Genomic DNA, 21,814 nt, shown 5'->3' with positions numbered 1-21,814 from the left:
CGGCAGAAAAGTATAAAAAAACAGAATGAGAAGTGGTTGAATATGCAAAAATTCAAAAAAATGATAGTAGCTGCTACAGTGGCGGCAATACTGCTTACAGGAATGAATACGGTAAATGCAGCTGCTGCCTTTACAGATACGAAGACACATTGGGCGAAATCACAAATTGATTCTGCGGTAGGTCAGGGTTGGATTAATGGATATGATGACCAGACTTTTAAGCCAAATGCCAATATGACGCGTGCGGAGTTTTTGAAGTCCTTGGTCGCTGCGCTGAAATTAAAAGTGGAGGACACCGATACACCTTTTGCTGATGATAAAGGTTGGTTTCGTTCATATATTGCAACTGGCTTGAAGCAATCCATTATTAAGGTTGGGGACTACAAAGAGAGTAATTTCGAACCGAATAAAATGATTACGCGTGAAGAGATCGCTCGTATGACGATCCGTTCGCTAGGTAAGGATGCCGAAGGTGTGAAATCTGGATACCTAGCGATAGCGAAGAAATTAGAAATCATGAAGGGTTATCCGGACGGATCGATGGGTGGAGAGAAAAATGCTACTCGTGCGGAGTCGGTCGTTATGATTACGAATACGTTGACGGCGAAAAATCCTGCGGTGGCGGTGGTTGCTTATCCGAAAACGAAGGAGCAATTGAATGCACTTATTCAGTCACTTCCTAACTTTAAGGGAACGACCACATATGGTCATAACGGTGTCATTCTAATAAACACAAAAGGCTCTGATGATTTTTTTGATAATACTCTTGTTGTCGAATATAATACTGATCTCAAACAAACGAACATAGTAATCGCTGATCCGACGGCTGACAATAAAGCAATTGTAAAAGATTTGCTGAATAAATACTATCCCAAGGCCTTTGAAAAGGCATACGCAAGTTATATCAAAGTAAATGATATGAAATTTGTTGAAGGAAACAATTCTGTTATCACAAAATATGACGGAAGATCGTTTGGCGCTTATAAAGCCAATAATAATAAAAAGGTAACTATAGAAATCGGGGTGTAATATGGGACCTTTATTACTTAGAAGAAATATATTACTCCTAATCCTTATTGTCATTATGATTTTAAATATATTTCAAAATCAATCCGTATCTGCTGCTAGCAAGTCTTGTCCTATACCAACTGAATATGATTCAAAATCTAAAACACTAATTTCTCAAAATAATATACCTACTTCTTTAAATACTGCAAAAGGTGTAATGAAATTAAACGGAAATTATCTATCTAATGCTTGTGGAATTGGAAAAAATCTAGTAGTTTATGGAACACCAGAAGATGTAACTGGTAACGAGTACGATCAAAGTCAGTGGCGTTATCTAGGATATGATATTAATGGTACTGTCTATAGAAACTGGCTCTTCCGTAGCGATTCAAGAGCAACATTACACGTTGCTAAAAACTGGGTGAAGTCCCCTTGGTCTGATACAACAATTAAGAATAAAGGTGTTCAATCAACAGTTGAGTTAACATCTCACCCGGATGCTAAGAAATGGCTAGAAGCAATAGTCGATCCCTATAATGAATTCCCGACCTTCATACAAAGCTATAACAAACGAACCAACAATGGATGGACAGGTGACACACTAAAGGATTATGTAGTAATACAACAAATTCCCACAAAGTTTACTCCTGGTGTAATTCAAATGTGGAACATTTGGCAACCAGACGGATCTTATTGGTACGAAATGTTTTATATTCCTCCATTAGATCCTTTGGAAGTAAAAGAACTACCCGATCTTGTTATTACGGATATTAAAACAGATCCAGTCGAAGCAGCTGCTTCATCATGGGTAGGCGATAATATCACCGTTAAAATAACTTCGAAAAATGAAGGTAATGTTAATTCAGGATCTTTTACCGTTGGCATCGTGGGTACAAATATTAAATCAGAAGTCATATCAAACATCCCACCTGGTCAAATCAAAACAGTGTCAGTTAAAGTCTCCTCAGCTAGTGCGGGAATTATAAAGTATACGGCAATGACTGATTTTGGAAAAGCCGTTACTGAATCAAATGAGTCCAATAACACGATGCCATTCCAAATCGTGTACAGCAAAAAGAATGAACCAACCTCTCCCATCGCCATCATCAGCCACAAGGATGGCGACCATCGAACGGAACCCGAAATAACCATCAAACCCATTGACGATCCCAAGCTAGACGATACCCTCTCCTATTCTCCTGGAAAAGAAGCCATAACCGTTCGCGAATGGAAGTATAAAACACCATCAGGGACAACCATTCAGAAAAAGCCTGTAGCCAATGATTTTGCGCTAGAAGGCAAATACCTCATTGAGCTGCGCGTAACCAATAGCGCTAATAAGGTGTCAGAGTGGGCGCATTTAACCATTAATGTCGGTGACAAGGCAACCCCAACTCCAAGCACTGAGCCTACTCCCAAGCCAAGGCCTGAGCTGAAAGCCTCAATTCGATTCCAGCCTAACTATATCATTGCAGGTGAGAAATCATCTCTGCTAAATAGTTCAAATGAATTCGAAAGTATGGAATGGAGTTTTTCACCAAACTTAGATCCTATATTTCCAGATAAAACACAATATGATTATCATGATCAAACCTTTACAGCGTCTGGTACGTATCGTGCGAATATTACGGTAAGAGATAGCAGTGGGTCAGCAACAGATGATGCAACATTAACGGTCATTGATCCAAGGCCAGTAGCAATAGTAGCTGGAGCGTCTAAAGTAATCGAGGGACGGCCGTTTCCGTTTCCCTATCATCTAAATAATTCTTATACGCCGCTCGCAGATCGTGGTGCTACGATTGATCATAGTCGATCTGAAAAAAAATACAGTAAAGTGGGTGTAGCTGGTTCTTCAACGGGCTTTCCTACGGTTAACAATCTAGCATTAGGTGAGTATCTGCTCGAAGGAAAGGTATATGACACGACAGGCAGGGTGAGTGATTGGGCTGAGCTGCTTATGGAAGTTGTACCCGATCTGCCACCAACAGTTGAAGTTATTGCACCTGAAGAAGCCTATCGTAGCAGCGGATTCATGCTCTTTATTGAGGCGGAGAGTCCTGACGCGGATCAGATCGTACATTTGCTGCTAGAAGAGCGATATGACGATAACAATGACGGAAATTTTGAGGACGAGCCTTGGACGAGACTTTATGACGGCTCTTATAAAACAACACATTCACTTAATTACACGACCGTTGGTAAAAGGCAATATCGCGCTACCGTTACGGAGGATTATGGGAAATCTGGCGTTTCTGAACGGGTCACAACCGATATTTTGAACTATACACCAGCGGTTAACTTCAACGTATTCGGCATAACACAGCAACCAGGGCAAGGCGAGAATAGCGGGCCGCCTGTGACGAATTATACAACTCAATCGATTTTTCGCTCATGGGTAGCGAAGCGTCCTTATGCTGGGGGAGATATGGGCAAGGTAGTGTGGAAGACAGACAGCTCATCCATTAGCACAAAAATAGGTGAAATGGTAAGTTTTAATGTGAAGTATCCAAATGCAGGTATGGGACTTAATTCTCGGAATAAGTATTCGCTTGCAACTGATCTAGTTGCCAAGCCGATGTGGGAAGTACAGAAATTTGCTAACGGGTATTATGATATATCCACTAGCTTAACTGCAGAGCTTATATTTAACAATAATCGCTTATACACATCCTATAGGAGTAACGAGAGTCATGAGCAGATTGATGAGGCTTGTAATTGTAGGAATCAAAAATATTATTTTACAGAAACAGATGCAGTTACGGGTGAAGCATTAAGTCCTCAATTCTCATTTCCCTTAGCGAATTACTTGACCATGCTAAAGGAAGATGAAAACTTCTATAATTTCAACATTATTAATCAGTCCTCTGTCAGAATTATTAGAGTAATGAATCATGGACAGACGATAGAAACCCATACGTTTAATATTAGCGGCATTGAGAGCGGTGCTACCATTACGGCTAGAACCTTAGAACTAACGCCTGATTTCAAGTCAGCAATCCTTGCTGTGGAACATTCGAAATCGAGTGGAGTCAGAACAGACTATTATAAATACAATTTTGAGTTACGCTCTGTGGTTTGGCTTGCAACAGGATCAGAATACGGCAATTGGGGAGGACAATCTTCTTACCCTAAGACGGTATTTGCACCAAATGGGACGATATTCATAGCAGGGAATATCCTCACAAAAATATTACCAAACGGAACTCGAATAGATTCAGCGCCAGTCAAAGGTTTTACGAATGCTATATCTACCTTTTCAGGTGTAACCCAAAGCGATGACGGGCAATATCTCTATTTGAATAGCTATTATTCAGTAAACGGTTCTCCCTATAAAATGATGTTTACCACCTATAACGCCAACGATTTAAGTATAGTAAGCGATTATAAATTTACGGATGATTATCCCCCTTATAGTCCTGTTGTTAGACCTGATGGCAACGTCATGATAACTACTGGAGTTGAGTATTATTTATTTTCAAAAACAGGCGGATTATTATTGTCATCCCGCATGTACACGGATGGTATGTCAAGATTAACGCAACCAGGATTATTATCAAATGGCGATTTTTTCGGTTTTCAATGGATACGAACCTTAAATAGGGATTTATACGGCTTATACAATGTTTCAAAAGATATGACCATGATATCGGAGAAAGTTGAAGACAAGCCGGTTAATTTTAATAACGAAAATCCTTTCTTTAAGGTAACTCCCATTCTGCCCAATGGATCTGTTTTTTTCTTTGGTCCTAGGCCCAATAGTATTACGCCAATGGTGTCAGCGTCAGGAAATACAAGTCCTCAAGATATTGATGCGAATACCGTAGGGATATTCAATGATAATTGGGGCGGATTGCTCTATGATGCAGGCAGCGTAATGAAAAATTATGCGCTCGAATTTAATGTCAGTGTCAACGATATTAAGAACGATAAGGTCATTGGTGCAGGCTTCCACATTCAAAATGAGAAGAATCTTTATACCGTGGAGTGGAGCAAGAGCGATTTGACGTTGTACAAGTCAGTGAACGGCGTAAAGACAACGCTGCAGACCATTGCATTAACCCGTTCGCCTTATACCACTTATCCGTTTAAGGTCGAGGCCATCAATGGTACTTTAACGGTATCTGTCAATTATGAGAAGAAGTTAGAAGTTACAGACGGCACCTATACAAAAGGAGCAGCTGGGATCATGTCACTTGGCCAATCATCAGCAAGCTTCTCGCAAGTGAAGAAAACAAACTACGGAGATACGTATACGCAAGAAACGTATGATTCTGTACTCGTTAATGATCCAATTTCTTATGAAAAATTATTCAATGATATTGAGAATGACAAGGTAGCAGCTGAAGAGTGGAGTTATAGCCAAAACCCGAATTTCTTTGAGAATCCTGAAGGTACAAGTATCCATCATGGACAAAGCTATGCTGCAACAATTAACACATTGGAAAAGCCAGGTGTATATGAAATTACATTCCGAGCGCAGGACAATCCTGGACTACCTGGATATAGAAAATGGTCAGAACCAGTAAAAAAGCTGCTGTATGTCCATCGCAGGCCAGTAGCGCAGCCAGACGTTCGTTTCACTGGTAAGGTGTTCACAGAGGGCGAGGCACTCGATTATGAGACTTTCGATAAATCGTATGATCCTGATATTTCTCATATCCTATCAGACAAAGTATTCCGCACACGTTGGGCCGATCAAACCACATGGATCACAGGTAAGCGCGAGTATTATAACCGCCCTGGTGTAGAGTTAATCATTCAGGAGCAAGTAAGAGATATACACGGAGCTTGGTCATATTGGGGTCAGACAGTAGTCTATAAAGATGCGATCCCACCGGTTAATCAAACCAAGCCAGTTATGACGATTACTGTACCAGCTGGAACGACAGCTGCTACGCCAACTGTTCTGATAAAAGAGCCTACCATTCGTTGGACATATTTTGATGCTGAGAATGATCCGCAAGAGCAATATCGTTTAACGTTAACCTATGTTGATACAAACGAAACGGCCTTGTATATCGAGCATGAAGGCAATGCTCGTTCATATTCGATAGTGGAGGAGACAATAGAGCCAGGGCGTGTCGTTAAGGTTCAAGGACAGGTTAGCTCGGCTGGTGTTTGGTCGAACATAAGCAATAGCAGATATTTTGTCCTTGATCTTCCGCCGCAAACCTATTTACTCTCTTTCAATGGACAGGATGCCAACCAACCGATTTATACACGGAGCAGTCGTCCATTGCTGCAGGTGTTTACGGTTGATCCAGAAAATCATCCGATCCAGACCATTGATTATGAAGTGTTCCACGCGGGATCGGGAGCGAGAGTGGTAGATACCGAGCTAGCAATAGCTGCTGCTTCTTATACGCCGCCGGCTCTAGCCGAAGGATTGCATTATTGGAGGGCAAGGTCCAATGACAGTTATTTATGGGGACCTTATTCGAGCAATGGCTTTTTCTTCGTCGACACCGTTAAACCAGCAGATGTGAATGAACAATTAGAGATTGAGCCGACAGCAGTAACGGTTAGCTTCCAGGCATTCAAGGATGCCGAGCCGTCATCCGGACATGCATCGCGCATGTTTTATTTGCAGAAGGTGAATGCAGGCGGGAGTGTGACCAGCATTGATTTGAACGGCGATGGCCAAGTTGAATACAGCTTGCCATTGACGCTTGAACGCACGAAGTATCGCGTTGCCGGATTAGAAGCGGGGCAAGAATACCGTCTAACCGTTATTGATTATGATATTGCTGGTAATGAAGGTGTCTTTGCTTATATCCATTTCGTGACCAACCGTCCCCCTATTGGTAATTTCGATTGGAAACCTAAGCCTGTATACGAGGGGGATTTGACCACGTTTATGTCGCTAGCTAGTGATCCTGATAGTGATACGCTTTCTATTCTTTATGAGTTAACGAGTCCTTCTGGCAAGAAAAGCAGCTATTCCTATTCGTCAGCTGGCCCAGATTATCAGGGAATAGGGCCAGCATTGAAGCTAGATATAGCAGGCACATGGAGAATGACCATGACAGTGAGTGATGGAATCGCGGAGCCGATAGCTGTGTCGAAAACGGTTCAGGTGCTTCCACTTCATGTCAAAGGATTCGTGACACATACTGAGCTGTGGGAGCAGCATCGCAAAGCGTACAATCTGAAAGCCTCAGGCAGCGAAAATGCGCCGCGCGGTCTATCTGTTTTCTGGGCTGGAGAAAAATTTATTATTGAGGCGGATACAACGCTGACGGGAACCGCGACGAAAGCAGATAAAGTGGTAGTGAAGCTGGATAAGTATGAAGCGGTATTGACGCCTATAAATGCTGTAACCCGCGATAGGTGGAAGGGTGAGTTATGGAATGAACAATTTTCAAAGCTGCCTAATGGTAATCTCCGTTTTCAATTTACCGCTTATTACAATAACGATATCATGAAGTCCGACTGGGTTGAAGTTGCAATTCAGGGGCAATCGCTGCAAATCATAGGCGTACATCGTGTGCAGTAGCTCGCATTATTCTAAACTAAGAAAAGACCGAAGCAATGATGCTTCTGGTCTTTTCTTGATTTTGCGATAAGTTTGTATGTTCTGTGAGGTATTTAGAAGAAGGATGATCAGCTTTTTATTTTTGAGAAAAACGTACTGATCGCATAGTATGCAGCACCGCGGACGGCAGATTGGTCTTGAAGCTCAGCGAACAATATTCGCATCCGCTCGCGGTGATAGGGCAGCGTACGCTGGTCAACGGCTGCTTGCACAGCAGGTTCAAGCCACTGAGCAGCACGACTCATACGATTGCCGATGATGACCACATCGGGATTAAAGACGTTGACAATATTCGCGATGCCAGCACCCAAATAGTCGCCAATGGAGCTCATTAGCTCCACAACGCGCGCATCGCCTTCCGCCGCGGCGCTAATGAGCTCTTCGAGGCTTTCGTAGCCTAGCAGTGATGCTCGCTCAAGCAGCGCATTCTCGGATGCGTATAGCTCCCAGCAGCCTCGGTTGCCGCAGCTGCACGGCTTGCCGTCATACTCAATCGAGAGATGTCCAAGCTCTCCAGAGAATCCTGATGTTCCCTTGTATAGCACCTTGTTTAATATGATGCCCGTACCAATCCCGATGCCTACACTGACGTAGATTTGATTCGATATACCGCGGCCAGCTCCATATTTCTGTTCACCCTGTGCGCCTGCATTTGCTTCATTGTCGATGGTGACAGGCAGGCCGAATCGCTCTTCAAGCTGCTTCTGCAGCTCGACCTGACGCCACTTTAGGTTCGGTGCGAACAGGATCGTCCCATTATCGTCAACGATACCCGGCACGCCAACTCCGATGCCCACAATGCCGTAAGGACTCTCGGGTGCTTCGTTCATCAAAAGCTCGATGCATATTGTCAGCTGTGAGATTGCCTGCTCTGCATCTTGCTTCTTGAGCCCGCGTTGATGCTCGGCGATCACATTTCCTTCCATATCAACAAGCAATCCGCGGATATAGTTTACGCCAAGATCGATGCCAACCGCGTAACCGGCTGTTCCATTGAACAGGAGCATGACGGGTTTGCGTCCTCCGCTTGATTCACCTGGCCCGTTCTCGAGAACAAGGTGGCTGTCGATTAGGTCCTGCACGAGATTGGAAACAGTAGCTTTATTAAGCCCTGTGCGTTCTGATATTTGGGCTCGTGAGAGTGGGGCATGTTTCAGTACGGCTTCAAGCACGATAGCCGTATTTATTTTTTTGATGAGCGCTAAGTCTCCAGTTGGTTTGAGTTTCAAAAAAGTAAGCCTCCGTCCAAGTCACAATATCTATCATTGTATCACGAAATGTCGAATATACCCTGTGCTTGCTTCACATACTGATATACGGCGAGCAGGTGAATGCTAGGCAAACTCAGTTTAACACAAAAACTTAGTTTGTTTAATAGACAAACTAAGTTAAGTCGTGTTATTCTGAATGTAAGCACTAACAAAAATATTGAATTCCGTGAAGGAGGATTCATTTTTTATGAGTTATTTCAAAGAAATCAACACGATCCAGTTTGAAGGTAAAGGTTCCGACAATCCACTGGCATTCAAACATTATGATCCTAAACAAGTTATTCTAGGCAAAACGATGGAAGAGCATCTTCGTTTTGCGGTTGCTTACTGGCATACATTTAACGCTAACGGAACAGATCCGTTCGGCGCTCCTACAATGATCCGCGGCTGGGATCAATATAACGGACTTGATCGTGCGAAAGCGCGCGTTGAAGCCAACTTTGAATTTTTGAATAAATTGAACGTTCCTTACTTCGCGTTCCACGATGTGGACATCGCTCCGGAAGGTGCAACGCTGCAAGAATCGAACAAAAACATTGATGTTATCGTTGATCTAATGAAGGACAATATGAGATCCTCCGGCAAGAAATTGCTGTGGAACACAGCTAACATGTTCTCAAATCCACGTTTCGTTCATGGCGCGGGTACATCTGTTAACGCTGACGTATATGCGTATGCAGCAGCACAAGTTAAAAAAGGTCTTGAAGTTGGTAAAGAGCTAGGCGCTGAAAACTACGTATTCTGGGGCGGCCGCGAAGGATACGATACACTGCTTAACACGGATATGGGCTTCGAGCTGGACAATTTGGCACGTCTTTACCATATGGCTGTCGCTTACGCGAAGGAAATTGGTTTCGATGCACAATTCCTGATCGAGCCTAAACCGAAAGAGCCGACGAAGCATCAATATGATTTCGATGCTGCGACAACGATTGCATTCCTGCACAAATACGGCTTGAAAGATCACTTCAAGCTTAACCTTGAAGCGAACCACGCTACACTTGCTGGTCATACGTTCGAGCATGAGATTCGTACGGCAGCAATCAACGGCGTGCTTGGATCGCTTGATGCGAACCAAGGCGACTTGCTTCTTGGCTGGGATACAGATGAGTTCCCGGTTGATCTATATTCCACAACTTTGACGATGTACGAAGTACTAAAAGCAGGCGGCATTGGCCGCGGCGGTATCAACTTCGACGCGAAGGTTCGTCGTGGCTCGTTCGAGGTGGAAGATTTGTTCCTAGGCCATATTGCAGGTATGGACAGCTTCGCTTGGGGTCTTAAAGCGGCTGCGAAATTGACTGAGGAGAAAATTCTCGACAATATCGTAGACAACCGTTACCGCAGCTTCAAAGAAGGCATCGGCGCGGAAATCGTGTCCGGCAAAGCAACGCTTGCGTCGCTTGAGCAATATGCGCTTCAAAACAACCCGATCAAGAATGAATCAGGCCGTCAAGAGCGCATCAGCCTAATCTTGAGCGAAGTTATTTTCAGCGTTTAAGTCGGGAGGCTCCTTAACCATATGAGTTACGTAATCGGGATAGATTTGGGAACAAGCGCCGTAAAGGTGCTGCTGGTTGACAAGAACGGTACGGTAGCTGGGGAAGCATCCCGCAGCTATCCGCTGTTCCACGAGCACACGGGCTGGAGCGAGCAACGGGCGGATGATTGGGTGGATGGTACGGTAGAGGCATTGCGTGAGCTTACGTCTGCTGCCGGTATCCATGCTGCTGCCATTGAAGGAATCAGCTTCTCCGGTCAAATGCACGGACTTGTGCTGCTGGACAGTGAAGGGAATCCTATCCGTAATGCGATTCTTTGGAACGATACACGCACGACAAGACAATGCCGCGAAATCGAGAGCAAGCTTGGAGACAAGCTGCTCAGCGTAACGCGCAACCCAGCTTTGGAAGGCTTTACGCTGCCTAAAATTTTATGGGTTCGCGAGAATGAGCCGGAAGCGTTCGCGAATGCGGAGTTATTCCTGCTGCCTAAAGATTACTTGCGCTACCGGTTAACGGGCGAGCTGCATATGGATTATTCCGATGCGGCAGGCACGCTGCTGCTCGACGTAGCTGGCAAGGTGTGGAGCAGTGACGTGCTGGAAACGTTCGAGCTGCCGATAAGCTTCTGTCCTCCGCTTGTTGAATCACATGGGCTTGTCGGCACACTGCTGCCGCAGTTTGCTGCAAGCTCAGGACTTCCTGAATCGACGAAGGTATTCGCCGGCGGCGCTGACAACGCATGTGGAGCAATCGGCTCAGGTATTCTGTCCGAAGGCTTGACGCTTTGCAGCATCGGAACTTCTGGTGTCATTCTGTCGTACGAGAACGACAAGTCGAAGGACTTCGAGGGCAAGGTTCACTTCTTCAATCATGGCAAAGAGGATTCATTCTACGTCATGGGTGTTACACTTGCTGCTGGCTATAGTTTAAGCTGGTTTAAGAAAACGTTCGCGCCAAACGAATCCTTCGATCAATTGCTTGACGGTGTAGGCGATATATTGCCAGGAGCAGGAGGATTGCTGTTTACGCCATATCTGGTCGGTGAGCGCACTCCACATCCGGACTCCATTATTCGCGCAAGCTTTATCGGTGTGGATGGCTCGCATGAGCGTATTCATTTTGCCCGTGCGGTTATGGAAGGCATCACGTTCTCGCTGAATGAGTCGGTTGATATGTTCCGGAAAGCTGGCAAAAAAGTCGATACCATTATATCGATCGGCGGCGGAGCTCAGAATCCCGTGTGGCTGCAAATGCAAGCTGATATTTTCAATGCTAAGGTTGTTGCGCTTGAGAATGAGCAAGGACCTGGACTTGGCGCGGCAATGCTTGCTGCATACGGTGCAGGCTGGTTCGACAGTCTTGAAGCATGCGCAGACAAATTTGTGAAGCATGCGAATGCATATACGCCTAATGCTGAGGCAGTAGAGTCTTATGCAGGTCTCTTCAACATCTACCAGCAGGTATATGCGCAAACCAAAGCTTTGAACGAAGCATTGGCGCCATATCGTGGATAGCAGTCAGTCACAAAAAGGAACGATTTGTCTCGCTTAGGAGGCAATCCGTTCCTTTTTTTGTGGGAGAATCTACATTGCGTCATAAGCACCTATTAACGCTTAAAGCTGCTCCAAATCGTTTCAGGCCTAACCCCAAGCTCGCCAGCAATTAGTTCTGCGGTAAGACGCTGGGGCTTTTTTATTTTACCATTCCGAATTTTTGAAATCGTTGTTAAGGAAATCAGCGTGGACTGGGCAAGCGAGGTGACGGATATATTTTTGCTCAGCATGAGCATACGGAGCTTGTAGGAAGGGTCCTCGTCTTGATTGTTTACATGCAGCGACGTAAGGATAACGACAAAGTTTTTGAAGCTTCTGTTTCCATTGTAGAAAGGCTGAATAACCGCCTCAGAGCTGTAATGGCGGTCACCTAACTGCAACTGAAAGTCGACTGCCTCCTCTGTTCGGTTGTTTTTGGCGTACTCAAGCGCTCGTTTGAGCTTACTTTGATCATGGTCTGCGACAAGTTCGAATATAGATTTGTTTACATAAGAGGAGGAAGGCTGCTGAACAGGCGCATAATAATGTTTTAGGCTCATAATACTGTACCGCTCATTAATGATGGAGGAGACCATTATTTTTTTATGTGTTATATATTCATCAACCCATTTGGCTTCACGCATATCTTTGCAAATCAGCACGTAAACGGTACGTTCGCCAATTTGCAGCTTGCGGCAGGTCATGCGTATATCAGCGGGAACCGAAGCTTTGGTTATGAGCTTGCATTCAAGCGTTGGAGAGCATGCGGATTCGTCAGAAAGCAGATGAATGACCCGGTCGAAGGATAGGGTATGCTCATCGGTGGAAATAATTAAGGAAGGATCAAGCAGCATGAGATCGGATTTTTTAAAGCCTGAAAAAACCACAAAAGCTTGATTCACATCGCTAATTGACCAACGGGATTCGTCGCACTCGACGATTAGCATAGGATCTGAAAGTAAGTAAAATAAATGATTCATCGGTGACACCCTCCCATTGGTTTTCGTATACAGTATACGCTATGTAATGATTATGTCATAAAACCTAACATTTTTATATAGGTATTTGTGAATAAATCTTGTCTTGTATCTTTCTATCCTTTTTTACATTAATTTTCATTTGCAGGACATGCTATAAAAAAGTTGGAGAGGATGATCGTTCATGTCAGCGAATTCCGCATTATTATTTGATTTCAATGATGGGCAGAGCGCAGCACTTGCTTGTGAGACATTGAGGGAGCTAGGCTATGAAACGGTTCTGCATGACGGAAGCCGTATGCATGTCCATACAGCGGGGAGTGACTTAACCTCTGCACTAGAGATTGCTCAGTCACATGGCGGGCAGCTTGTCGAGCAAGCACAGATCAACGCTGATGCCCTGACAGGCAGCGCTTACGCCTTGGATGCAATTGCGATTCCAGCCCACCTCGTCAATGAGGACTGGGCAGATGAAGAACAAGTGACTGACACGCAATGGAACCGAGATGATGATGGGGATGTTAGTGACGAGTTTTTACCTGACCCGGGCACTTATGATCATTTCTCGGGAGATGTTAGAATATAAGCAAGCCAATCTCTTCAGCAAGATATGAGCACACCAAAAAAGGCTGTCCTATGTCGGATGACATATGAGACAGCCTTTTGCATATTGAAATCTATAATACTGCGTGTAGACCTGCTGTATATCCAGTAGAGAAAGCAGCAGTAATGTTGTAGCCGCCAGTGTACCCGTGAATGTCGAGTATTTCCCCACAAAAATAGAGTCCGCTCATCAGCTTCGACTGCATCGTCTTAGGATCGATTTCTTTGAGGTTGACACCTCCTCCTGTAACAAACGCGTCTTCGATCGACAGAGAGCCGTATACCCTAATTGGAAAATGCTTGATTAGTTGAGACAGGACTAGCCAATCCTGCTTTGGAATATGGTCATAGGTAAGGCTTTCAGGCAAGCCTGCCTTTTGAAGTAGAAGTGGGATCATCTTCTCGGGTAAAATGCTTTTAAATACGTTTTTAATTGTTTTTTTGGATTCATTCTCGGCAAGCTTCAGTGTTTCTTGATATACCTCATCCTTGCTTTTGTCTGGCATAAGATCGATAGCCACCTCGATATTGCCAGTGCCGAATTGCTTCAGCGCTTTGACGACAAACTGACTGCACCGCAGCACGATGGGGCCAGAAATGCCGAAATGCGTAAACAGCATATCACCGTGATGCTTAATAAGCTGTTTCCCCTTAGGACTCCAAACGGATAAGCCCACATCTCGAAGAGAAAGGCCCTGCAGCTCCTTGCTGACGATAAAAGGCTCATTCGACGTGAGCGGAACCTCGGTTGGAAATAGCTCCGTTATCGTATGCCCCGCTTGCTGTGCCCAGGCATATCCATCTCCGGTAGAACCGGTTTGCGGCACGGATTTCCCGCCAGCAGCTACGATTACGCTTTTGCTGCGGAACGTTTCTCCTGATTTTATACGGACGCCTGTCACGCTTCCGTCCCCATACATGATATGATCGACAGGAGCATTTAATATGATTTTAACACCTTGCTTGCGGACCTGATTAATTAAAGTATCAACGACGGTTTTGGCCTTGTCCGAAACGGGGAACATTCGCCCATTGTCTTCTTCCTTGAGTGCAATGCCAAGGTTCTCGAAAAAAGCGATAATATCCTTGTTGTTGAAATTCGAAAAGGCGCTGTGCAGAAACCGTCCATTTCCCGGTATATGTTTGATCAACTCATCCAACTCTTTATTATTCGTTACATTGCATCTTCCACCGCCGGAGATGCCGAGCTTACGGCCGAGCTTCTCTCCTTTGTCGAGAAGCAGTACCTTAGCTCCATCTTTGCTAGCCGCAATGCTGGCCATAAGCCCGGCAGAGCCGCCGCCGATTACTATTGCATCATATTGCATCATTTCCACCCGCTATATTATTAGTAAATCTATCATACCACAAAAGAAAGGCGGCGTTCGGATGCTGCGTAAGGAATGGGATATAACAGGTGCCAATGGGGCGTCATTATTCGTAAGAGAGTGGACACCTGATACAGCTGCTGTGAGAGCAGTCGTATGCCTGATTCATGGTATGGGGGAGCATGGCGATCGCTACGGGCATGTTGCGGCTCATTTCACTTCAGCGGGCATGGCAGTGATTGCGCATGATCAGCATGGTCATGGCCGTTCCTCGGGGAAAAGAGGCCATTTGCACTCACTCGGTGCGGCAGCCAGCGATGCTGCTTTAATGATTGAGGCTGCTGCTGAGCGGCATCCAGGCGTTCCCGTGTTCTTGTATGGCCACAGTATGGGCGGGAATGTGGCACTGAACTGTGCAATCCGTCTGCATCCGCACATACAAGGTCTTATTCTAACCAGCCCTTGGCTGAGGCTGGCATTCAAGCCGAATGCCGCGGTGGAATGGGTCGGTCGCAGGCTTGCAGCCGTATGGCCGACACTTCAGCAGTCGACAGGGCTCAAGCACTCGGATCTCTATAGAGTTGGTTATGAGCAGGCGGCGGATATTGTGAATGACCCGCTTTGCCATACCCGAATTACGCTTCATACGTTTAAGGAAATTAGTGATGGCGGTGATTGGGCACTCACGAATGCTGCAAGCCTTCAAGTGCCCGTGCTGCTGCTTCATGGGTCGTCCGATCGTGTCACTTCTATAGAAGCAAGTGAGCAGCTAGCAAAGGTGCTTGAGCAGCAATGCAGCTATAGACGCTGGGAGGATGGTTATCATGAATTACATAACGATTTGGAAGGCGAAAAGACCATAAATTTGCTTGTAAATTGGACTGAAGGGCAATTGTAAATACATGTATTTTGTGTTTTAATCGGAATAATAGGTTTAAATAAATGATAACGTTTTATAATTGTGGTGAAAAATAAATATGTGGCATGCATTCAAGGCGCGGCAGGGGGAACCGAACGTTGTGTTAAAAGAATTGCTGTTACAGTTCATTGTGTCCTTAATACCTATTTTTGCTTTTCAGCTTTTTTATGACAAAGCGGGTAGCTGGAAGAGAATACCTGTTTTTATGTGTTTTTTTTGCGGTCTGTCGATGCTGTTATGCATGCTGACGGCTTCAAACGTGCTTGGCTATGAAGCTGATTTCAGGCTAATTCCCTATTTGATAGGTGCTCTCTACGGGGGCTGGCCAACGCTCGCTTTCTTATCTGGTCTTTACATAGTCCTTCGGATACCCATGCTCGATAGCGTATGGGAGATGGTAAGCTTCGGCTTGTTTTTAGCCATTTTTATTCCACTTATTCTACTTGCTGTCCGTCAATTTCAACGAGACTCTGCTGAGCATAAGAGAAAGAAAGCGCTATTGATTATGACGGGTATGATGCTTTATTATCTTATATCGATGAAAGGCTATATTACGGTAAATGGAGAACAGTGGACATCGGAGCTGTTTCTCACACTGTTCCTTTCAACAATTGTCACATTAATGGCGATATGGCTGTCCATTTTCAAGATCGAGAGCGTGCAGGAGAAAATGCTGCTTTATGATGAAGTGAAGCGAATATCGATTAACTATCGCAATGAGGTAGAGAAGCTGCAGCAATTTATCGATGAAACCTCATTTGGGGTAATCTTTGTGGATGGGGAAGGAAAGATTACACATTTCAACGAGATAGCCAAATCACTGCTTAGCCTGCAACCCAAATACAAGGAGGCTAAGGAGCTGCTGGGCACTCCATTCCCCCTCGTTTTTGTGAACGAAGAAGGCGATACTTGCGTTAATATGCTCTATCAAGCGCTTAATGGGGAGAGATCTTCTCATTTGCCTTTGGTAAACGGGGAAAAGATGCTGCTGCTTACTTCTTTTTCGCTTCGGATGTCGCTGAGCGAGCAGAATTCAGGAGCCGCTCTAATTGCTCAGGATGTGACAGAGCTTCGCCATCTACAGGATGAAGTAGGCCGAATGGAACGGTTAAGCTTGGTAGGCCAGATGGCGGCTAGCATTACGCATGAGATTCGCAATCCGATGGCTGTCATTCGAGGCTTTGTTCAGCTCATCCAGGAGCGCAGCCCAGAGAACCAAGAGGAGTATTTCCGTATTGTCATTGAAGAGCTGGATCGGGCGAATATGATCATTAGCGATTTCTTATCACTTGCTCAGAATAGGGTGCTCGTGATGGAGCTGTCTTCCCTGCACGAGGTCATTCACGAGCTTGTGCCGCTGCTTCATGCAGATGCGAATTTGCGTGGTCAGCAGCTCGAGGTCAGCTTATGTGAGCAAATGCCGCTTATTATGATGAACGATAGGGAGATTAAGCAATTGTTTCTGAATATTGCTCGGAATGGGATGGAGGCAATGGGCAACAAAGGCTCGCTTCATATCAGTACCCGCCATGCAGGGAGCAAAGTCGAGCTTCGTATTGCTGATGAAGGTATAGGCATACCTCCTGAGCAGATGAAACATTTGTTCGAGCCCTTCTTCTCAACGAAGACGCAAGGCACGGGGCTCGGCCTGCCATTATGCCTGAGCATTGCTGAGCGTCATAACGGGCGAATTGACGTAGAATCACAAGAAGGTAATGGAACGGTCTTCATCGTGACCTTCTTCTTGCCGGAGGATCAGGCAAGCTAGGCGGAATGAGTCTCTGATAAGAAAGCTTTTACTGCGCATACTACCTTTGAAAGATAACCGTTTAAAGCGGTTAGATTCACATAGGAAGGAGGCGCTCGCGTTGACACAGCATGAGGAAGTAAAGGGACGTTCGGCTGAACAAGCTAAGCAGGACGCACAGAACACGTCTGGCACAAACACGCAGCCGGAGGCTGCTGAGTTCGACAAGAAGCTGGATGGACCTAATCGTCCTTCCGTATAAGGCGGTGACGGATAAATGACTGATCGCGAGCAAGAAAAGAGCTTGCATACAGATGATCCGGCGCTAGATCCGTTCGAAATTGCATTTCTTCCAGCGTTTCGTGAAGGCCGCGGCAGCCGTGCGCCATTCGTGAATCAGCATGGCATCGTCATAGGTGATCATCAATATGAATCTCCTGACTCGCCTTTGTCGCAATGGACCGTAGATACCGACCCTGCCGTTATGGCAGGTGATGAATGGGTTCATCCTTTCAAGGATATTGGTTTCACAACGACCGAGAACCGTGAGATATTCGAGGAAGGCTTGCCGCCGCAGGAGGGCAACTGGTCTCACCCAGACAAGAATGCAGCATACGGCATGGATGAGCCTCATGATTAATCAGAAAAAGTACAGCCGAAGCGAACGCGCTTCGGTTGCTTTATTTTGACTACGGAAGGTATAATAGTAGCTAAAATAAAGTAATTAAAGGAGTGTGTTTCGATGTCGATGTCATTCGAGCGATACATGTTAGATATGGTGCAACCTATGCGGGACGATCTTACTCGCATTGGTATTCAGGAGCTGCGCACACCTGAAGAGGTAGAAGAGAAATTGCCAAACGCGAAAGGCACGGCACTCGTGGTTATCAACTCGGTTTGCGGCTGTGCAGCTGGTCAATGCCGTCCAGGAGTTGCCGACGCGCTTCAGCATGATATTACACCGGATCATTTGTTCACGGTATTCGCAGGGCAAGATAAAGAAGCAACGGCAAAGGCTCGTGAGTATTTCGCGCCGTACCCGCCTTCTTCCCCATCGATTGCTTTGTTCAAAGACGGAGAGCTAGTACACTTTATTGAGCGCCACCAGATCGAGAACCGTTCTGCAGCTGACATTTCAGCTGATCTATCGGACGCTTTCGATCGGTTCTGCCGCTAATCTAGGACGGTGACTATGAGCTTACAACAAGAAATTATTAAGAGACTGGGCGTTAAGCCGGAAATTGATCCCGTCGTTGAAATTCGTTCACGCGTTGATTTCTTGAAGCAATATGTGACGCAGTCCGGAACAACTGGTTTGTTGATCGCGATTAGCGGAGGAATTGACAGCGCGGTAGCCGCGGGTCTGTGCAAGCAGGCAACGGATGAGCTCAGCGCCGAAACGGGACGCGAATTTATGACACTCGGCGTATTCCAGCCTTACGGCGACCAATCCGATATTGCTGACAGCTACGCTGTTGCAGAAGCATTTCAGTTGAAGCACCGTGCAGAGACGAATATCGCGGAAGCGGTGGATGAGATTGCGATCGAAGTGGAACATAGCTTCAAGTCGCTCGGTATTCCTCGTCATTTGAGCCGGGGCGGCAAAGGGAATGTGAAAGCAAGAACACGTATGGTTATGCAATACGCGCTTGCGTTCGACCTCAATCTGCTTGTGGTCGGCACGGATCATGCTTCTGAAGCTGTTACAGGCTTCTACACCAAATGGGGCGATGGCGCTGTGGATGTGACGCCGCTTAGCACGCTTAATAAGCGTCAGGTTCGTCAATTGGCTTCGCATATTGGCGTACCGCAAAGCGTGCTCGACAAAGCTCCGACGGCTGGCCTGTGGGATGGACAAACCGACGAGGATGAGCTTGGCATCACTTATGGCGACAATAGTGATTATCTCGAAGGCAAAGAAATCAGCGTGGAAGCACGTGAGAAGCTTGAGAAACAATATTTGAAAACCGAGCACAAGCGCTCACCGATTCCAGGCATTTAATGTTTCTGGTTTGACGTATTGTGCCAAATAGACTGTCCAGCGACCGAGCCATCGGAGCGGGACAGTTTTTTTATTGCTGGTTAAATCGATTGAAGAGCTGCCTGCAAGGAGGTTTTATATGACGTGAATGCAAAAATAAAGTATCTGATAGCTACACTGTCCGCGATGCTGCTAGGTTATAGCTCGAGGCATTACGCCGAGCGGCTTCCTGAATTCGTTGCAGTGCAGATGGGTGATACGCTTTGGGCGAGCATGGTTTATTTCGGCATTCGCATGCTTGGGGCTTCAGTAAGGCTGCGAGTTTCTGTGCTGCTCAGCTTCCTCTTTTGTTTCGGTATTGAGTTCAGCCAGCTATATCAAGCTGAGTGGATACAGGTGATTCGTGGAACGACATGGGGTGCTTTAGTACTCGGCAGCGGTTTTTTGACGGTTGATTTGATTCGTTATACAGTTGGGATCGGCATTGCGTATGGGATAGACGGATTGCTGCTGCATAAACGGAGAATATGAATAGAGAGGGTGAGTAAGGGAGCGCAACAAGTTTGTCATCATATATTAATGCGATAGTTTCGCTTAACTCCTTACGGTCTCGTTTAATTACGCTGCTGCTCGTCGTTGTTGCGGCATCTAATAGAAATAGCAGCTATTCGCCAAAACATGTTTGATCCTTCCCTTGAAAGGGTAAAATAGACCGACACCATATGTACCATACAAGGAGGAAGCTATATGTCAGAAATCAACCATGTTGTGGATAAAGATGGAGAGCTTAAGATCGGGAGAATCGATCAAGCATTGGATCGGCTAGACTCGGATCAAAAGGAAGAGATATTGCAAAACTTTGAACAATTCAAAGGCTATCTCGCCAAACGAATTGAGCTAGCCGAGAATATCGGCTTAAATGAGGAACAACTGGCTTTGGTCGCGCAGAAGGTTGCAGGATATCTCGCGAAGCATGAGGAGCCGCGTAACCGAGAAGAGAAGCTGCTACAAGAGCTTTGGAAGGTCGGGAATGAGGCGGAGCAGCATAAGCTGTCCCATCTGCTCGTGAAGCTGGCGCAAGCAGAGGGGTAAGCTATCAAATAAAGAAGGCTGTCTCCGAGGGTTTACCACCTGAGAGAGACAGCCTTCTTGTCTATTGAAGCGCGTGCTGTGCGTATATGTTCTAGTTTGAAGTGCCGAGTTGACTACTCTGGTTCTTGTACCAGGCTAGAAAAGCATCAGCAACAGCAATACCCGCCAGCCCGTTCGGATGAGGATCATTGTTCGGGCTCATATAGTCGATTTGCAGCAGCTGGTCATTGGGTTGTGGTTGGCCAAGAACCTGTGCAATATCGAATACCCCCGCTACTTTAACTGCTGCGGTACTGCGAATCCAGGCGTTGACGGTGCGCCAGACTGTCTCTTGTACGCCTTGGAAATTGAAAGCAGGAAGTGTACATAGCCAAATTATTCTGCCCGGTCTGCTGTCATGCAATTGGTCGATAACTGAGGTGAGATCGGCGATTAATTGCTCTGCGCTGCGATTGGCAGTTCCGACATCGTTCACGCCGAGGCAAATGACGACTTCATCGCCCTGCTTAGCCTTATATAGCCAAGCGCTCTCATTAACCAAATCATACGTACGAGCCCAGCCGCTGCCGATATTCCATACACCGATATCCGTCCCTAAGCCCGCTGCGATTTTGGCAGCCCAGAACGTATATTCATCTTTCTCCGTGCGAACTCCCTGCGTGATAGAGTCTCCGAGAAACACGAGCTGCTTCGACACGGCCTTCTTATACACGATTAGCGAGGGAAGAACCTGACGGTTAGCTGCTGGGGTGAAGCTCGTTCCCTCAGATTGAGCTGCGAAGCTGCCTTCCGCTTCATAGGCGCTGGCAAGCAAGGTCTCCGTATTGTAAGGCAGTCCATTCGCGGGACCTTCTATTGTAATTGTCCAGCTAAATGCCACGAAATGCGCTTCTGGTATCGATATCGTAACGCTGTCGCTCCAGAACTGCTCTCCAGGCTCCACGTTTCGGGAAGCGGCTCCGCCAAACGTAACAGGACGCTCACTCCCCTCAGTTGTACGACCATCAGGCAGCAATCCGCCGTCCGCGACGAAGCATTGTTCAATCCTCCATTGGCCGCCCTGATCGTTAGCCTTGGATTCAGAGCCGTCAGCCCATGTTGAATCGACCGTATTGCTGTGCCATAGCTTAATGGAAAGCGGCCCGTATTCCCGCGGCCGAATATACGTACGGAAGGTTATTGTCGTTTTGTTCTCCGGCCTCCACATAAAGTTAGCTGCACTGGACAATACGGTTAAGGGTGCATAATCCTTTAGCAAAATCTTCAGCTCCTATGCATTCATTCTTCCTTTGGAAGAGGAAACGTTTCCTACAAGC

The 21,814-nt window shown here is 46.0% G+C and carries 17 protein-coding genes; 13 read left to right on the top strand and 4 right to left on the bottom strand.

Annotated elements, in window-relative coordinates:
* The first annotated feature begins 42 nt into the window (after positions 1-42).
* Positions 43-1,029, top strand: a complete 987-nt coding sequence (locus FGT79_RS23545; protein ID WP_138755289.1) for an S-layer homology domain-containing protein — start codon at positions 43-45, stop codon at positions 1,027-1,029.
* 196 nt (positions 1,030-1,225) lie between these two features.
* Positions 1,226-7,504, top strand: a complete 6,279-nt coding sequence (locus tag FGT79_RS23540) for an Athe_2463 domain-containing protein (RefSeq protein ID WP_171056408.1) — start codon at positions 1,226-1,228, stop codon at positions 7,502-7,504.
* Between the two features lie 107 nt (positions 7,505-7,611).
* Here the strand turns inward: FGT79_RS23540 and FGT79_RS23535 are convergent, their stop codons facing one another.
* Positions 7,612-8,772, bottom strand: a complete 1,161-nt coding sequence (locus FGT79_RS23535) for an ROK family transcriptional regulator (RefSeq protein WP_138755287.1) — start codon at positions 8,770-8,772, stop codon at positions 7,612-7,614.
* Between the two features lie 229 nt (positions 8,773-9,001).
* Here FGT79_RS23535 and xylA point away from each other — a divergent pair, with 229 nt between their 5' ends.
* Entirely contained in the window at positions 9,002-10,315 is a 1,314-nt protein-coding gene (gene xylA / locus FGT79_RS23530) for a xylose isomerase (RefSeq protein WP_138755286.1), read from the top strand.
* 21 nt (positions 10,316-10,336) lie between these two features.
* Positions 10,337-11,833, top strand: a complete 1,497-nt coding sequence (xylB, locus tag FGT79_RS23525; RefSeq protein ID WP_138755285.1) for a xylulokinase — start codon at positions 10,337-10,339, stop codon at positions 11,831-11,833.
* A gap of 92 nt (positions 11,834-11,925) precedes the next feature.
* Here the strand turns inward: xylB and FGT79_RS23520 are convergent, their stop codons facing one another.
* The gene (locus tag FGT79_RS23520) at positions 11,926-12,831 is read right to left on the bottom strand and encodes a helix-turn-helix domain-containing protein (RefSeq protein ID WP_138755284.1); all 906 of its coding nucleotides are present in this window, start codon (positions 12,829-12,831) and stop codon (positions 11,926-11,928) included.
* Positions 12,832-13,012: 181 nt separating this feature from the next.
* Between FGT79_RS23520 and FGT79_RS23515 the strand changes: the two genes are divergently transcribed.
* On the top strand, positions 13,013-13,414 hold the full coding sequence (locus tag FGT79_RS23515) for a hypothetical protein (RefSeq protein ID WP_138755283.1): 402 nt from the start codon (positions 13,013-13,015) through the stop codon (positions 13,412-13,414).
* A gap of 91 nt (positions 13,415-13,505) precedes the next feature.
* On the opposite strand, the gene FGT79_RS23510 is transcribed toward FGT79_RS23515, so the two are convergent.
* Positions 13,506-14,759, bottom strand: coding sequence for a BaiN/RdsA family NAD(P)/FAD-dependent oxidoreductase (locus tag FGT79_RS23510; protein ID WP_138755365.1), 1,254 nt, complete (start codon positions 14,757-14,759; stop codon positions 13,506-13,508).
* Between the two features lie 61 nt (positions 14,760-14,820).
* Between FGT79_RS23510 and FGT79_RS23505 the strand changes: the two genes are divergently transcribed.
* From FGT79_RS23505 to FGT79_RS23475, 8 genes are all read left to right on the top strand, one after another.
* Positions 14,821-15,657, top strand: coding sequence for an alpha/beta hydrolase (locus FGT79_RS23505; protein WP_171056407.1), 837 nt, complete (start codon positions 14,821-14,823; stop codon positions 15,655-15,657).
* A gap of 250 nt (positions 15,658-15,907) precedes the next feature.
* Positions 15,908-17,446: a two-component system sensor histidine kinase NtrB gene (locus tag FGT79_RS23500; protein WP_246096578.1), complete on the top strand. Its 1,539-nt coding sequence runs from the start codon at positions 15,908-15,910 to the stop codon at positions 17,444-17,446.
* Positions 17,447-17,546: 100 nt separating this feature from the next.
* On the top strand, positions 17,547-17,687 hold the full coding sequence (locus tag FGT79_RS31335; protein WP_171056406.1) for a hypothetical protein: 141 nt from the start codon (positions 17,547-17,549) through the stop codon (positions 17,685-17,687).
* A gap of 15 nt (positions 17,688-17,702) precedes the next feature.
* A complete protein-coding gene (locus FGT79_RS23495) occupies positions 17,703-18,065 on the top strand; it encodes a DUF3905 domain-containing protein (protein ID WP_138755281.1) in 363 nt (120 codons plus the stop codon).
* A gap of 102 nt (positions 18,066-18,167) precedes the next feature.
* Entirely contained in the window at positions 18,168-18,602 is a 435-nt protein-coding gene (locus FGT79_RS23490; protein WP_138755280.1) for a BrxA/BrxB family bacilliredoxin, read from the top strand.
* A gap of 15 nt (positions 18,603-18,617) precedes the next feature.
* Positions 18,618-19,427 (top strand): ammonia-dependent NAD(+) synthetase, encoded by an 810-nt coding sequence (gene nadE / locus FGT79_RS23485; protein ID WP_138755279.1) that lies wholly within the window; start codon positions 18,618-18,620, stop codon positions 19,425-19,427.
* Between the two features lie 123 nt (positions 19,428-19,550).
* On the top strand, positions 19,551-19,937 hold the full coding sequence (locus FGT79_RS23480; RefSeq protein WP_425465042.1) for a ribosomal maturation YjgA family protein: 387 nt from the start codon (positions 19,551-19,553) through the stop codon (positions 19,935-19,937).
* Positions 19,938-20,153: 216 nt separating this feature from the next.
* Positions 20,154-20,498 carry a DUF3243 domain-containing protein gene (locus tag FGT79_RS23475; RefSeq protein ID WP_138755278.1) on the top strand — a complete coding sequence of 115 codons (345 nt, stop codon included), beginning with the start codon at positions 20,154-20,156 and terminating at the stop codon, positions 20,496-20,498.
* A 91-nt stretch (positions 20,499-20,589) separates the two neighbouring features.
* Here the strand turns inward: FGT79_RS23475 and FGT79_RS23470 are convergent, their stop codons facing one another.
* Positions 20,590-21,756 carry an SGNH/GDSL hydrolase family protein gene (locus tag FGT79_RS23470; protein WP_138755277.1) on the bottom strand — a complete coding sequence of 389 codons (1,167 nt, stop codon included), beginning with the start codon at positions 21,754-21,756 and terminating at the stop codon, positions 20,590-20,592.
* Positions 21,757-21,814: the final 58 nt, after the last annotated feature.

Source organism: Paenibacillus sinopodophylli (assembly GCF_005930355.1).
Taxonomy (GTDB): Bacteria; Bacillota; Bacilli; order Paenibacillales; family Paenibacillaceae; genus Pristimantibacillus; species Pristimantibacillus sinopodophylli.
Note: the sequence above shows the minus strand (reverse complement) of the source record. Positions and strands in the feature narration are given on the sequence as shown.

What these genes read in the sequence shown, in the direction of transcription:
- FGT79_RS23500 (WP_246096578.1), top strand. Translation starts at nt 15,908, where the DNA reads ATGCTGTTATGCATGCTGACGGCTTCAAACGTGCTTGGCTATGAAGCT.
- xylA (WP_138755286.1), top strand. Translation starts at nt 9,002, where the DNA reads ATGAGTTATTTCAAAGAAATCAACACGATCCAGTTTGAAGGTAAAGGT.
- FGT79_RS23545 (WP_138755289.1), top strand. Translation starts at nt 43, where the DNA reads ATGCAAAAATTCAAAAAAATGATAGTAGCTGCTACAGTGGCGGCAATA.
- FGT79_RS23495 (WP_138755281.1), top strand. Translation starts at nt 17,703, where the DNA reads ATGACTGATCGCGAGCAAGAAAAGAGCTTGCATACAGATGATCCGGCG.
- FGT79_RS23475 (WP_138755278.1), top strand. Translation starts at nt 20,154, where the DNA reads ATGTCAGAAATCAACCATGTTGTGGATAAAGATGGAGAGCTTAAGATC.
- FGT79_RS23540 (WP_171056408.1), top strand. Translation starts at nt 1,226, where the DNA reads ATGAAATTAAACGGAAATTATCTATCTAATGCTTGTGGAATTGGAAAA.
- xylB (WP_138755285.1), top strand. Translation starts at nt 10,337, where the DNA reads ATGAGTTACGTAATCGGGATAGATTTGGGAACAAGCGCCGTAAAGGTG.
- FGT79_RS23510 (WP_138755365.1), bottom strand. Translation starts at nt 14,759, where the DNA reads ATGCAATATGATGCAATAGTAATCGGCGGCGGCTCTGCCGGGCTTATG.
- nadE (WP_138755279.1), top strand. Translation starts at nt 18,618, where the DNA reads ATGAGCTTACAACAAGAAATTATTAAGAGACTGGGCGTTAAGCCGGAA.
- FGT79_RS23505 (WP_171056407.1), top strand. Translation starts at nt 14,821, where the DNA reads ATGCTGCGTAAGGAATGGGATATAACAGGTGCCAATGGGGCGTCATTA.
- FGT79_RS23515 (WP_138755283.1), top strand. Translation starts at nt 13,013, where the DNA reads ATGTCAGCGAATTCCGCATTATTATTTGATTTCAATGATGGGCAGAGC.
- FGT79_RS23490 (WP_138755280.1), top strand. Translation starts at nt 18,168, where the DNA reads ATGTCGATGTCATTCGAGCGATACATGTTAGATATGGTGCAACCTATG.
- FGT79_RS23520 (WP_138755284.1), bottom strand. Translation starts at nt 12,831, where the DNA reads ATGAATCATTTATTTTACTTACTTTCAGATCCTATGCTAATCGTCGAG.